General features: G+C 65.6%; 13 protein-coding genes. 7 read left to right on the top strand and 6 right to left on the bottom strand.

What is annotated here, in order from left to right; translation table 11 throughout:
* The first annotated feature begins 12 nt into the window (after positions 1-12).
* On the top strand, positions 13-711 hold the full coding sequence (locus ABNP31_RS20075; protein WP_085590720.1) for a response regulator transcription factor: 699 nt from the start codon (positions 13-15) through the stop codon (positions 709-711).
* Positions 708-2,315: an ATP-binding protein gene (locus ABNP31_RS20070; protein ID WP_085590717.1), complete on the top strand. Its 1,608-nt coding sequence runs from the start codon at positions 708-710 to the stop codon at positions 2,313-2,315. The genes ABNP31_RS20075 and ABNP31_RS20070 overlap by 4 nt, the downstream gene beginning before the upstream one ends.
* Positions 2,316-2,318: 3 nt before the next feature.
* Here the strand turns inward: ABNP31_RS20070 and ABNP31_RS20065 are convergent, their stop codons facing one another.
* Both ABNP31_RS20065 and ABNP31_RS20060 read right to left on the bottom strand, forming a co-directional pair.
* Complete coding sequence (locus tag ABNP31_RS20065) at positions 2,319-3,020, bottom strand: 4'-phosphopantetheinyl transferase family protein (RefSeq protein WP_085619118.1); 702 nt, start codon at positions 3,018-3,020, stop codon at positions 2,319-2,321.
* Between the two features lie 190 nt (positions 3,021-3,210).
* Positions 3,211-4,002: a dienelactone hydrolase family protein gene (locus ABNP31_RS20060; RefSeq protein ID WP_085665244.1), complete on the bottom strand. Its 792-nt coding sequence runs from the start codon at positions 4,000-4,002 to the stop codon at positions 3,211-3,213.
* Between the two features lie 129 nt (positions 4,003-4,131).
* On the opposite strand from ABNP31_RS20060, the gene ABNP31_RS20055 reads away from it, so the two are divergent.
* The 4 genes from ABNP31_RS20055 to ABNP31_RS20040 all read left to right on the top strand — a co-directional run bounded on the left by ABNP31_RS20055 (position 4,132) and on the right by ABNP31_RS20040 (position 8,640).
* A complete protein-coding gene (locus ABNP31_RS20055; protein WP_013973837.1) occupies positions 4,132-4,737 on the top strand; it encodes an outer membrane beta-barrel protein in 606 nt (201 codons plus the stop codon).
* A gap of 150 nt (positions 4,738-4,887) precedes the next feature.
* Positions 4,888-5,565, top strand: coding sequence for a response regulator (locus ABNP31_RS20050; RefSeq protein ID WP_025340281.1), 678 nt, complete (start codon positions 4,888-4,890; stop codon positions 5,563-5,565).
* Positions 5,562-6,908: an ATP-binding protein gene (locus ABNP31_RS20045; protein WP_085665245.1), complete on the top strand. Its 1,347-nt coding sequence runs from the start codon at positions 5,562-5,564 to the stop codon at positions 6,906-6,908. The genes ABNP31_RS20050 and ABNP31_RS20045 overlap by 4 nt, the downstream gene beginning before the upstream one ends.
* A 409-nt stretch (positions 6,909-7,317) precedes the next feature.
* Positions 7,318-8,640 carry a dicarboxylate/amino acid:cation symporter gene (locus ABNP31_RS20040; protein ID WP_025340279.1) on the top strand — a complete coding sequence of 441 codons (1,323 nt, stop codon included), beginning with the start codon at positions 7,318-7,320 and terminating at the stop codon, positions 8,638-8,640.
* 204 nt (positions 8,641-8,844) lie between these two features.
* On the opposite strand, the gene tsaA is transcribed toward ABNP31_RS20040, so the two are convergent.
* The 4 genes from tsaA to ABNP31_RS20020 form a co-directional block, all read right to left on the bottom strand.
* On the bottom strand, positions 8,845-9,537 hold the full coding sequence (gene tsaA, locus ABNP31_RS20035; protein ID WP_350012690.1) for a tRNA (N6-threonylcarbamoyladenosine(37)-N6)-methyltransferase TrmO: 693 nt from the start codon (positions 9,535-9,537) through the stop codon (positions 8,845-8,847).
* A gap of 6 nt (positions 9,538-9,543) precedes the next feature.
* Positions 9,544-10,005 (bottom strand): DUF1456 family protein, encoded by a 462-nt coding sequence (locus ABNP31_RS20030; RefSeq protein WP_013973832.1) that lies wholly within the window; start codon positions 10,003-10,005, stop codon positions 9,544-9,546.
* A 48-nt stretch (positions 10,006-10,053) separates the two neighbouring features.
* Positions 10,054-10,764, bottom strand: coding sequence for an rRNA pseudouridine synthase (locus ABNP31_RS20025; protein WP_085665248.1), 711 nt, complete (start codon positions 10,762-10,764; stop codon positions 10,054-10,056).
* Positions 10,765-10,841: 77 nt separating this feature from the next.
* A complete protein-coding gene (locus ABNP31_RS20020; RefSeq protein ID WP_023663473.1) occupies positions 10,842-11,294 on the bottom strand; it encodes a GNAT family N-acetyltransferase in 453 nt (150 codons plus the stop codon).
* A 200-nt stretch (positions 11,295-11,494) separates the two neighbouring features.
* Between ABNP31_RS20020 and ABNP31_RS20015 the strand changes: the two genes are divergently transcribed.
* A complete protein-coding gene (locus ABNP31_RS20015; RefSeq protein ID WP_350012689.1) occupies positions 11,495-12,211 on the top strand; it encodes a hypothetical protein in 717 nt (238 codons plus the stop codon).
* Positions 12,212-12,371 lie beyond the last annotated feature (160 nt).

Raw genomic sequence — 12,371 nt, 5'->3', positions numbered from 1 at the left:
AAGGCACAAGCCATGGACCACCCCGCACCCCGCATCCTCATCGTCGAAGACGACCAGCGCCTGGCCGAGCTCACCGCCGAGTACCTGCAGGCCAACGGCTACGAAGTCAGCGTCGAGGGCGATGGCGCGCGCGCCGCGCGGCGCATCGTCGACAGCCAGCCCGACCTGGTCATTCTCGACCTGATGCTGCCCGGCGAGGACGGCCTGAGCATCTGCCGCCGAGTGCGCAGCCAGTACCCCGGCCCGATCCTCATGCTGACCGCCCGCAGCGATGAACTCGACCAGGTCCAGGGCCTGGACCTGGGGGCCGACGACTACGTCTGCAAACCCGTACGCCCACGCCTGCTGCTGGCACGCATTCAGGCCCTGCTGCGCCGCAGCGAAGCACCGGACAGCAAGCGCCAGGACCTGGCCTTCGGCGCGCTGCGCATCGACAATCGCCTGCGCGAGGCGCGTCTGGGGGAACAGCTGATCGAGCTGACCGGCGCCGAATTCGACCTGCTCTGGCTGTTGGCCAGCAACGCCGGGCGGGTGCTGACGCGCGAGCAGATCTTCACCGCGCTACGTGGCGTCGGCTACGACGGCCAGGACCGCTCCATCGACATACGCATCTCCAGGATCCGCCCCAAGATCGGCGACGACCCGCTCCAGCCAAGGCTGATCAAGACCCTGCGCAGCAAGGGCTACCTGTTCGTCGGCGAGGCCCCATGAACAACTCGATCTTCCTGCGCATCTATGGCGGCATGCTGGCCGTGCTGGTGCTGGTGGCCCTGCTCGGGGTGCTCAGCCTGCACCTGGTCAACGAAGTACGTGCCGCCCAGCACCGCGAGGGCCTGGCCCAGGGTACCTTCAGCCTGATGGCCGACAACCTGGCGCTGCAGAACGACACCGAGCGCAAGCGCTCGCTGCTGATCTGGGAGCGCCTGCTCGGCGTGCCGCTGGCGCTGCAACCGATGACCGCGCGCACACTCGATGGCGGCCAGCGGGCGCGCCTGTACCGCGGCCTGGTGGTGGTCGAGAAGACCGGCCCGCATGCGGCCCAGGTGCTGCGCAAGGTCGGCCAGGAAGACCTGATGCTGGTAGCGCAGATCAAACAGATCAGCGAGCAACTGGCGCGGGCCACCCTCTATCTGCTGGCCGACGAACTGGTGCGCTACCCGGTGACCGAACAGCAGCAGCGCCTGGCGCAGATCAAGAAAGAAAAGGGCTTCGGCTTTGGCGTGGCCCTGCAGCGCATCGAGCGGGTGAGCCTGGACGATGACCAGCGGCGCCGGGTCGAGGAGGGCGACACGGTCATGGCCCTGGGCAAGGATGGTGACTCGATCCGCGTGTTCGCCGGGCTGGCGGGTTCGCCCTGGGTGCTGGAAATCGGCCCGCTGTACCAGCTCAACCCGTATCCGCCGCAGTTGCTGGTCCTGATCACCTTTCTTGGCCTGTGCCTGATCGGCCTGGTGGTCTACCTGCTGGTGCGCCAACTGGAGCGGCGTGTGTCGGGCCTGGAGATTGCCGCCACGCGCATCGCCCAGGGCAGCCTGGACACCCGTGTACCGGCCGGCGACGCCGACTCGGTGGGGCGCCTGGCCGCGGCCTTCAACGGCATGGCCGAGCACCTGCAGCGCTCGCTGACCATGCAGCGCGAGCTGGTGCGGGCGGTTTCCCACGAGCTGCGCACGCCGGTGGCACGCCTGCGCTTTGGCCTGGAGATGATCGAAAGTGCCACCACCGAGCAGGCCCGCGCCAAGCACCTGGCGGGCATGGACGGCGATATCCAGGACCTCGACAAGTTGGTCGACGAGATGCTCACCTACGCCCGCCTGGAGCAGGGCGCACCGGCGCTGAAGTTCGAGCGGGTAGACCTGGACGCCTTGCTCGACCGGGTGATCGAAGAGCTTGCGCCGCTGCGTGCCGAGGTACGGGTGGTGCGCGGTGAGTGCCAGGGCGCCGATGGCGAAGGCGCCTGGGTCGAAGCCGAACCGCGCTACCTGCACCGGGCCCTGCAGAACCTGGTGGGTAACGCCATGCGCCACGCAGAGGCCGAGGTGCGCCTGAGCTACCAGTTGGGGCAGCAACGCTGCCGCATCGATGTGGAGGATGACGGCCCGGGCATCCCCGAGGGCGTCTGGGACCGTATCTTCACACCGTTCACCCGCCTCGACGACAGCCGTACCCGCGCCTCGGGCGGGCATGGCTTGGGCCTGTCTATCGTACGGCGGATCATCTACTGGCACGCGGGGCGGGCCACGGTGGGGCGCAGCGCCGCGCTGGGCGGTGCCTGCTTCAGCCTGAACTGGCCACGGCAGCAGGCACCGTTGTGACGGTCAGACGCTGACCAGGCTGAGCAGGTGGCCGTCCTGCAGGCAGAACTGGCCCTGCAGTTCGGCGCCATGCCGCCACTGCGGCGACAGGTCGGTGAGCAGGCGCAGGCGGGCCAGGCCTTCGGCGGACCAGTCCAGCACTTCGGCGTGCTCGAAGTAGAAGCGCTGGCGGGTCAGCGGGTAGAGCGTCTTGAACAGGCTTTCCTTCAGCGAGAAGGTCAGGGTGACGGCAAGGCCGAGCTGGCGGCGGTCCAGGCGCTCGAGTTCGGGCGGGGTGAGGATTTCGCCCATCAGCCGCTCGGCCCGCTGGTCATCCAGCAGTGCTTCCTGATCCAGGCCCAGGCCCTGGCAACTGCCCTCGGCAGCAACCACGGCGGCAGCCCAGCCTTTGCCGTGGGTGATCGAGCCGTGGATGCCGGCGGGCCAGATGGGCGAACGGTCCTCGTGGGTACCGGGCACGTAGTCACGGCCGTCCAGGCGCTGCAGCGCGGCGCGGGCACATACCCGGCCGGCCAGGTACTCGGCCTGACGCTTGGCCACCGAGCGCTGCAGGCTGGCGCCTGGCACGACGCCGGCGCGCTGGAAGTCGTCGGGTGCCAGGCGGGCGGGGTCGAAGTAGCAACTGACCAGCACCGCGCCGGGTAGTGGGCGGGGCAGGGGCCAGTGGTGCTGGAGCGGGGCGCAGCAGGCGGGGAGTGTGTTCATGGGGGGTATTGTGCCAGCTGTACGGGCACTAAGGGAGCCAGCGTGGCAATGCATCCTTGTGGGAGCGGCCTTGCGTCGCGAAAGGGGCGCGCAGCGCCCCCCGGCGATTTTGCAGAACTGCTGAGATCCTGGGGCCGCTTTGCGCCCCTTTCGCGACGCAAGGCCGCTCCCACATCGGCCCCGGCACTCCTTACTTGAACACCTTCTTGAAGAACGCCTGCATATCCGCCCAGGAACTGGCATCCGCCGCCTGGTCATAGGCAATATCCGGCCCGCCATGTTCACCGTGCCCCATGCGGTCCGAATCCGGGTTGCTGAACCCGTGCTTGGCCCCGGGAATACTGACGAACTGGTAATTGACCTTGGCTGCATCCATTTCCGCCTTGAACGCTTCCACCTGCTGCTCGGTCACCAGGGTGTCCGCCGCACCATGCTCCACCAGGATATCGGCCCGCACCACGCCCGGCCTGGCCGGTGTCTGCGTGCCCAGCGGGGCGTGGAAGCTCACCACGCCATCGAGCTTTTCCCCTCGCCGCGCGGCATCCAGCGCTACCTTGCCGCCAAAGCAGTAACCCACTGCCCCCAACTGGTGCTTGTTGGTATTGGGCTGCAGCTTGAGCAGCTCCAGGCCGGCATCGAAGCGCCGCTCCGCGGCCTTGGGGTCTTTCGTCGCCGCTGTCATGAACGCCTTGGCGTCGGCAGGGTGTTCGGTTTGCTTGCCGTCGCCATACATGTCGATGGCCAGCGCGTTGTAGCCCAGCGCCGCAAGCTCGCGGGCGCGGCGCTTGACGTAGTCGTTCAGCCCCCACCACTCATGCACCACGACGATGCCGGGGCGCTTGCCTTCGATGGCGTCGTCATAGGCGTAGTAGCCGACCAGGCGGTTGCCGTCGGCGTCCTGGTAGGGGATCTCGCGGGTTTGTACCGCCGCTTGGGCGAGGGCGGCGCTGCACATCAGGGTCAAGGCCAGCAGGGCGCGCATGGTCACTACTCCTTGTTCTGCAAACGGTTCGTTCAGCCGAGGTTCAGCCAGGGTTCAGTCGCGGTTCAGGGTGCCCTGCTTACTCTAGCTTCCAGACCGAAACAGCGCACTCAACTGGAGTATCCAGCCATGAAAACCTTCAACACCCTGCTTGCCGCCATGGCCGTCTGCGCCGCTGGCATCACCACTGCCCAGGCCGCTGACGACAACTTCGCCAGCCTGACCTACGGCCAGACCAGCGACAAGGTTCGCAAGTCCGGCCTGCTGCAGCGCAACACCGACCACCTCAACGCCGACGGCATCATCGGCAAGGACGACACCTGGGGCGTGCGCGTGGGCAAGATCAATGACCAGGGCCGCTACTACATGACTTACGACAATGTCTCGGGCGACCACAGCGGCCTGAAGCTGCGCCAGGAAAACCTGCTGGGCAGCTACGACCTGTTCCTGCCGGTGGGTGACACCACCAAGCTGTTCGGCGGCGGCAGCCTGGGCGTGACCAAGCTGACCCAGGACTCCCCGGGTGCCAGCCGGGATACCGACTACGGTTACGCGTATGGCCTGCAGGCCGGCGTGATCCAGGACATCACCGACAAGGCTTCGGTGGAACTGGGCTACCGTTACCTGCGTACCAACGCCGCCACCGAAGTGGGTGCGCACGGCGGGCCGAAGGACGGCACCCTGCGCCTGACCAGCAGCGCGCAGACCTACCTGGCTGCAAGCTACAAGTTCTGACGGGCGAGCCGGGTTATCCTGTACCGGCCTCTTCGCGGGTAAACCCGCTCCCACAGGGATCGCGCAGTTCTTCAAACCTGTGCAGTACCTGTGGGAGCGGGTTTACCCGCGAAAGGGCCGGTACAGGCAATACATATCAAGGAGCTGCACATGAAACTGCTGGTGGTCGAGGACGAAGCCCTGCTTCGCCATCACCTCTACACCCGCCTGGGCGAAAGCGGCCATGTGGTCGAGGCGGTCGCCGATGCCGAGGAGGCGCTGTACCAGGCCGGGCAATACCACTTCGACCTGGCCATCATCGACCTGGGCCTGCCTGGCATCAGCGGGCTGGAGCTGATCACGCGCCTGCGCAGCCAGGACAAGACCTTCCCCATTCTCATCCTCACCGCCCGCGGCAACTGGCAGGACAAGGTCGAGGGCCTGGCCGCCGGTGCCGACGACTACCTGGTCAAGCCGTTCCAGTTCGAAGAACTCGAGGCACGCCTGAACGCCCTGCTGCGCCGCTCCAGCGGCTTCACACAGTCGACCATTGCCGCCGGCCCGCTGGTGCTCGACCTCAACCGCAAGCAGGCGACGCTGGACGAGCAGCCCCTGGCCCTGACCGCCTACGAATACCGCATCCTCGAATACCTCATGCGCCATCACCAGCAGGTGGTGGCCAAGGACCGCCTGATGGAGCAGCTGTACCCGGGTGACGAGGAACGCGACCCCAATGTCATCGAAGTGCTGGTCGGCCGCCTGCGGCGCAAGCTCGAGGGCGAGCACGGCTTCAAACCGATCGACACCGTGCGCGGCCTGGGCTACCTGTTCACCGAGCGCTGCCGATGATCCGTTCGCTGCGGGTGCGCCTGATGCTGGCGGCCGCGGTGCTGGCGCTGCTGTTCATGCTGGCGCTGCTGCCGGCCTTGCAGAAGGCCTTCAGCCTGGCCCTGCAGGAGTCGATCGAACAACGCCTGGCCTCGGATGTGACCACGCTGATTTCCGCTGCGCGCATCGAGCACGGCCAACTGCAGATGCCTACGCTGCTGCCGGACGAGCGTTACAACCTGCCGTACACCGGCCTGCTCGGCTATATCTTCGACCGCGACGGCAAGCTGGTCTGGCAGTCGCGGGCAACCGCCGCGCAGAACGTCAACTACCGCCCGCGCTACGACGGCCGAGGCAACGAATTCGCCCGCATTCACCAGGCCGATGGCGAAGAGTTCTTCGTCTATGACGTCGAGATCAAGCTGCTGGGTGGCCAGAGCGCCGCCTACAGCATCGTTGCCCTGCAACCGGTGCGCGAATACCAGCACACCCTCGATGGCCTGCGCGAAAAGCTCTACCTGGGTTTTGGCGCGGCCTTGCTGGCGCTGCTGGTGCTGCTGTGGGCCGGCCTGACCTGGGGCCTGCGTTCGTTGCGCCGGCTCAGCCGCGAGCTGGACGACGTGGAGTCGGGCGTGCGGGATGGCCTGAGTGGCGAACACCCACGGGAGCTGCTGCGCCTGACCGGCTCGCTGAACCGCCTGTTGCGCAGCGAGCGCGAGCAGCGTCAGCGCTACCGTGATTCGCTCGATGACCTGGCGCACAGCCTGAAGACGCCGCTGGCGGTGTTGCAGGGGGTGGGCGAAAGCCTGCAGCAGCGTAGCGGCGAGCGCGAGCAGGCGCGCGTGCTGCAGAGCCAGATCGAGCGCATGAGCCAGCAGATCGACTACCAGCTGCAACGCGCCAGCCTGCGCAAGAGCGGCCTGGTACGCCACAGCGTGTTGCTGCGGCCGTTGCTCGAAAGCCTGTGCAGCACCTTGGCCAAGGTGTACCGGGACAAGCGGGTGGATGTGACGCTGCAACTGCCCGATGCGGCGCAGGTGCCGATGGAGCAGGGCGCGTTGCTGGAGCTGCTGGGCAACCTGCTGGAGAACGCCTACCGCCTGAGCCTGGGCCAGGTGCGCGTAAGCCTGGAGCAGGCGCCTGGGCAGTTGACCTTGTGCATCGAGGACGACGGGCCGGGGGTGCCGGCGGACCAGCGTGAGCGGATTCTGGAGCGTGGGGAGCGGCTGGACAGCCAGCACCCGGGGCAGGGGATCGGGCTGGCGGTGGTCAAGGATATCGTCGACAGCTATGACGCCGAGCTGAGCCTGGGGGATTCTCCTCTGGGGGGCGCTGCGTTCAGGATCACCTTCAACCTCGAGTGATTTGCTGGCTTGGCCGGCCTCTTCGCGGGTAAACCCGCTCCCACAGGGGGCGCACTGCACTCGACCCTGTGCGGTTCCTGTGGGAGCGGGTTTACCCGCGAAGAGGCCGGCACAGGCAACTACAATGGGCGGATTCCCGCCAATGCCCCTGTACAAATCCCGCCATCGGGCGGAAATCCGCCAGCCTTCCTCAGGCAAACCGCCCCGTCGTTGGGCGTTTATCCCTCGCAAATACAGCCTTTGCACCCTTGGTGGGCATTTTGGCACCACCCTTGCTATTGATCCTCGCAGAGGCCTGCCCAGGCAGCTCGAACACAACGACAAATCCCTCCAGGTGCAGGAGGGTTAGCGATTCAGGTGCCCCATCGCCCTGGGAAGGGTGAACCGGCACACTTGAGGAAAATTAGCCATGACGACACGTCAGCCGCTGTACAAATCCCTGTATGTCCAGGTGTTGGTCGCCATCACCATCGGCATCCTGCTCGGCCACTACTACCCAGAGACCGGCGTCGCCCTCAAACCCTTGGGTGACGGCTTCGTCAAACTGATCAAGATGGTCATCGCCCCGATCATCTTCTGTACCGTGGTCAGCGGCATCGCCGGCATGCAGAGCATGAAGTCGGTCGGCAAGACCGGCGGCTACGCGCTGCTGTACTTTGAAATCGTCTCCACCATCGCCCTGATCATCGGCCTCGTCGTCGTCAACGTGGTCAAGCCGGGCGCTGGCATGCACATCGACGTCAGCACCCTGAACGCCAGCAGCGTGGCTGCCTACGCGGCCGCCGGCGCGCAGCAGACCACTGTCGGCTTCCTGCTCAACGTCATCCCCAACACCGTGGTCGGCGCCTTCGCCAACGGCGACATCCTGCAAGTGCTGATGTTCTCCGTGCTGTTCGGCTTCGCCCTGCACCGCCTGGGCAGCTACGGCAAGCCGGTGCTGGACATGATCGACCGCTTCGCCCATGTCATGTTCAACATCATCAACATGATCATGAAACTGGCCCCGGTCGGTGCCTTCGGTGCAATGGCCTTCACCATCGGCCAGTACGGCGTTGGCTCGCTGGTGCAACTGGGCTACCTGATGGCCTGCTTCTACATCACCTGCCTGCTGTTCGTGCTGGTGGTGCTGGGCGGTATCTGCCGCGCCCACGGTTTCAGTGTCCTCAAGCTGATCCGCTACATCCGTGAAGAACTGCTGATCGTGCTGGGTACTTCCTCCTCGGAGTCGGCCCTGCCACGCATGCTGGCCAAGATGGAGCGCCTGGGTGCGAAGAAGTCGGTGGTTGGTCTGGTGATCCCGACCGGTTACTCGTTCAACCTCGATGGCACCTCGATCTACCTGACCATGGCTGCGGTGTTCATTGCCCAGGCCACCGACACCACCATGGACATCACTCACCAGATCACCTTGCTGCTGGTGCTGCTGGTGGCCTCCAAGGGTGCTGCCGGTGTTACCGGTTCGGGCTTCATCGTACTGGCCGCCACCCTGTCGGCCGTTGGCCACCTGCCGGTTGCCGGCCTGGCGCTGATCCTCGGCATCGACCGCTTCATGTCCGAAGCCCGCGCCCTGACCAACCTGGTTGGCAATGCCGTTGCCACCGTGGTCGTGGCCAAGTGGGTGAAGGAAATGGACAACGACAAGCTGGCATCGGAGCTGGCCTCCGGTGGTGCGCCGCTGGTCGATACCCGTCCGACCGACGACCTGGGCGTGGCTGAAGGCCCGGCTCGCTGATCGCGGGATGGTGAAAAGAAAAAGGCGACCTCAGGGTCGCCTTTTTCATGACTGTGCGGCGCACGGTTCCTTGTGGGAGCGGCCTTGTGTCGCGAAAGGGGCGCGTAGCGGCCCCAGGATCTCAGCCATCCTGCAAGGTTGCCGGGGCTGCTGCGCAGCCCTTTCGCGACGCAAGGCCGCTCCCACAAGGCCAGTGCGCAGCCTTCAGGCCAGCACCACCTCCAGCACCCGGATCACGTCCGGTTGCGGGTAGTGCCAGCGCACCTGGACATCCCAGAACTTCACCCCATACACCCGCTCGGCCGGCGGCACCTGGTAGGCCGGCCGTGGGTCCTGCGCCAGGCACTGCTCGATCAGCTCCACCAGCGGTTCACCCAGGCGCAGTGCATGTTCGCGAGCCTGGGGCAGGGCATTGTCGCCCCACTGCACGGCGATCGCGGCGGGCGCTTGGCTGGCCATCTGGTTGCTGGCGCCAGCGATGCTATCGGCGTATGGCACATACGGCTTGATGTCCAGCACCGGCGTACCGTCGAGCAGGTCGATGCCAGACAACAGCAGGCGCCCTGGCTCCACGCCTTCCAGGCGTACCACCGACTGGCCGATGCCATTGGGCCGGTGAGTGGCGCGGGTAGCGAACACACCCATGCTCTTGTTGCCACCCAGGCGCGGTGGCCGCACTTTCAGGCGGGGTTTGTCTTCCAGTGCCTGGTGGAACAGGAACAGCAGCCAGACATGGCTGACCTGCTCCAGCCCCTCGACCGCATCGCTCTGGTCGAACGGTGGCAGCAGCTCGAGCACGCCGCGTGCGGCGGGCGCCAGTTGCGGCTGGCGCGGGATGGCGAACTTCTCCTTGAAACAGGAGCGGATGATGCCGACCGGGGTAACCGTATGCTGCATGGCCAATCAGCCGCGCACGCGCAGGGTCAGGCCCTTGAGGAAGTTGCGCAGCAGCTGGTCGCCGCAAGGGCGGTAGTTGTCATGGCCGGCCTTGCGGAACAGCGCGCTGAGCTCGGGTTTGCTGACCGGGAAGTTGACCGACTTGAGGATCGCATGCAGGTCATCTTCCTTGAGCTCGAAGGCCACCCGCAGCTTCTTGAGGATGAGGTTGTTGGTTACCGGCAGCTCGATCGGCTGCGGCGGGCGGCTGTCATCCTTGCCGCGGCGGTGGATCACCAGGCCGTCGAGAAAGTGCGCCATGACCCGTTCCGGGCACCGCACGAAGCCTTCCTCGTCTTCCTTCTTCAGGTAGGTGGCCAGCACCAGGGGATGCACGTCGAGGCCGGATAGCCCGATGATTTCGGCCATCTTGGCGTCATTCACCTTGAGCATGTAGCGCAGGCTGCGCAGGACGTCGTTGTGGTTCATTGTTGCAGAATCCTGTTCAGGTGCCGCACCTGTGGCGCGGCGTATTGCTTAGAAACGTTCGGTAGTGGCCAGGTAGCGCCACTGGCCCAGGGGCAGCTTGCCCATCGACACGCCACCCAGGCGAATGCGGCGCATGCCTACCAGCTCCAGGCGCAGGTAGGCGCACAGCTCGGCGATCTGCCCTGGCTGCGGGTTTTTCAGGGCCATGCGCAGGTGGGTTTCGTTCTGCCAGCTGGCCTTGGCTTTAGGCAGCTCGCGGTCATTGCGGGTGGCACCACGCGCCAGGCGTTCCAGCGCCTGGGGCGTGGTCTCGCCGCGCACTTCAACGATGAATTCCTGTTCCAGGCGGCGCAGGTCGGCGTCGATCTTGCGGGTTACCCGCCAGTCCTGGGTGAATACCTGCAGGCCGCTGGCACCGCGCTCCAGCGGCGCCACGCAGGCCTGCCGGGCAAAATGCCCGTGCAGTGCGCGCACGCCTTCGCGGTGGGCTTCGCTGAGGCTGCTCATGTTCATGCTGGCGCGGGCGGTTTCGCTGTCCACGCTGGCCGGCTGGTTCAGCAGCAGGGTTACCGGTTCCAGCGTTTCGGCACGGGCACCCGGCAGCAGTTCGACGCGCTGCTGCTCGACCTTGAACTGCGGTTGCTCGACCACCACGCCATCGACCGTGACCCAGCCGCCCTCGATATACAGCTCGGCCTCGCGGCGGGAGCAGCCAAGCTGCTCGATAAGGCGTTTGGACAGGCGGACGGGTTCGGACATGACGGCAATTCGCAAAGGCAGGGAAAGACCTGCATTGTACCTGCCCGCGCGGCAGAGGGGCTGGGAATCTGTGTCATTTACGCCGTTTTGCGCAGGCGCATGTGCAGCAGCGGGTAGGGTTGCCCCAGGCCGTCGGTTTCCGAACGGCCGATCACCTCGAAGCCCTCATGCAGGTAGAAGCCCAAGGCTTGCGGGTTCTGTTCGTTGACGTCCAGGCGCTCGGCATTCAGTTCGTCGATCGCATAGTGCAGCAGGCGCTTGCCAACCCCTTTGCCACGGTACTCCGGTGCGACGAACAGCATGTCCACGCGCCCGTTGGCGACCCCGGCGAAGCCGCAGATGCGCTGGCGGTCCTTGCAGCAGATCAGCATCACTGCATCGAGGTAGCGACGCAGCACCTGGTCGCGCAGCAAGACGATGTAGCAATCCGGCAGGAAGTCGTGGGTGGCCCGTACCGAGTCCTCCCACACCTGTACCAGTTCGCCGTAGTCACTCAAGCGCGGGGTTTGCAGCGTCAGTACCGAATGCATGCCGGTGTTCCTCCATGACGATAAGGCAAACATAGCAGGCCAACCACCGGTCGGCTTCTCCGTGCGCTGCTTGAACCTCGGGGTTTGGCGGTCTATTACTTTCCCGTGGGAAAAATTCCCACACAATGAAAAGCAAGAACCGAACACAGGATTCCCGGCTTGATTTGGCGTTTCTCATGGCGACGACCTGGAGACGAAATATGCAAATACATGTGCTGTTCAAAAAGGCGCTATTGGCGGTTGCCGTTGCTGGCGTGCTGTCGACTTCCATCGTTCTGATCCCGGACTCGATATCCAATGGCTCCAGCGCCTACGCCAAGGATGGTGGTGGCGGTGGTGGTCACGGAGGTGGTGGCGGCCACGGTGGTGGTGGAGGTGGTCACGGTGGCGGCGGTGGCGGCCACGGTGGTGGCGGCGGTGGCCATGGTGGTGGCGGCGGTGGTCACGGTGGTGGCGGCGGTGGTCACGGTGGTGGCGGTGGTGGCGGTGGCGGCGGTGGTCACGGTGGCGGCGGTGGCGGCCATGGCGGTGAAGGCGGCGGCCACGGCGCTGGCGGGGATGGAGATGGCCATGCCGGCAACAGTGGGCGCGGCCATGACGGCTCCTCGAACTCTGGGCGCAGCGGCAACCACGCTGAAGCGGGTGATGATCATGGCAATCACGTTGGCGGTGAGCCTGGGGACGATCACGGCAATCACGTTGGCGGTGAGCCCGGTGACGATCATGGCAATCACGTTGGCGGTGAGCCCGGGGACGATCATGGCAATCATGTTGGCGGTGAGCCTGGCGATGACCACGGCAATCACGTTGGTGGTGAACCTGGTGATGATCGTGGCGACCATCTGGGTGGCGAACCGGGTGATGACCGCGGTGAGCATGCCGCAGGCGAACCGGGTGATGACAACAGCAGGAGCTGACTGGCTCTGAACGGTCTCATGCAGCGCCCACGGGGCGGGCCTGCATGAGGCCAGGTTCGGACACGGCAGCCCCACTCAACGCGAATGCAATGAGCGCCGACGACTATCCCTCATCTCGTCCGGGATATGGTCACAGTTGGTGTGGGATCTTTTCCCGCGT

Source organism: Pseudomonas asiatica, from assembly GCF_040214835.1.
Classification (GTDB): Bacteria; Pseudomonadota; Gammaproteobacteria; order Pseudomonadales; family Pseudomonadaceae; genus Aquipseudomonas; species Aquipseudomonas putida_Z.
The sequence above is the reverse complement of the archived record's forward strand: the minus strand, read 5'-3'. Positions and strand labels throughout refer to the sequence as shown.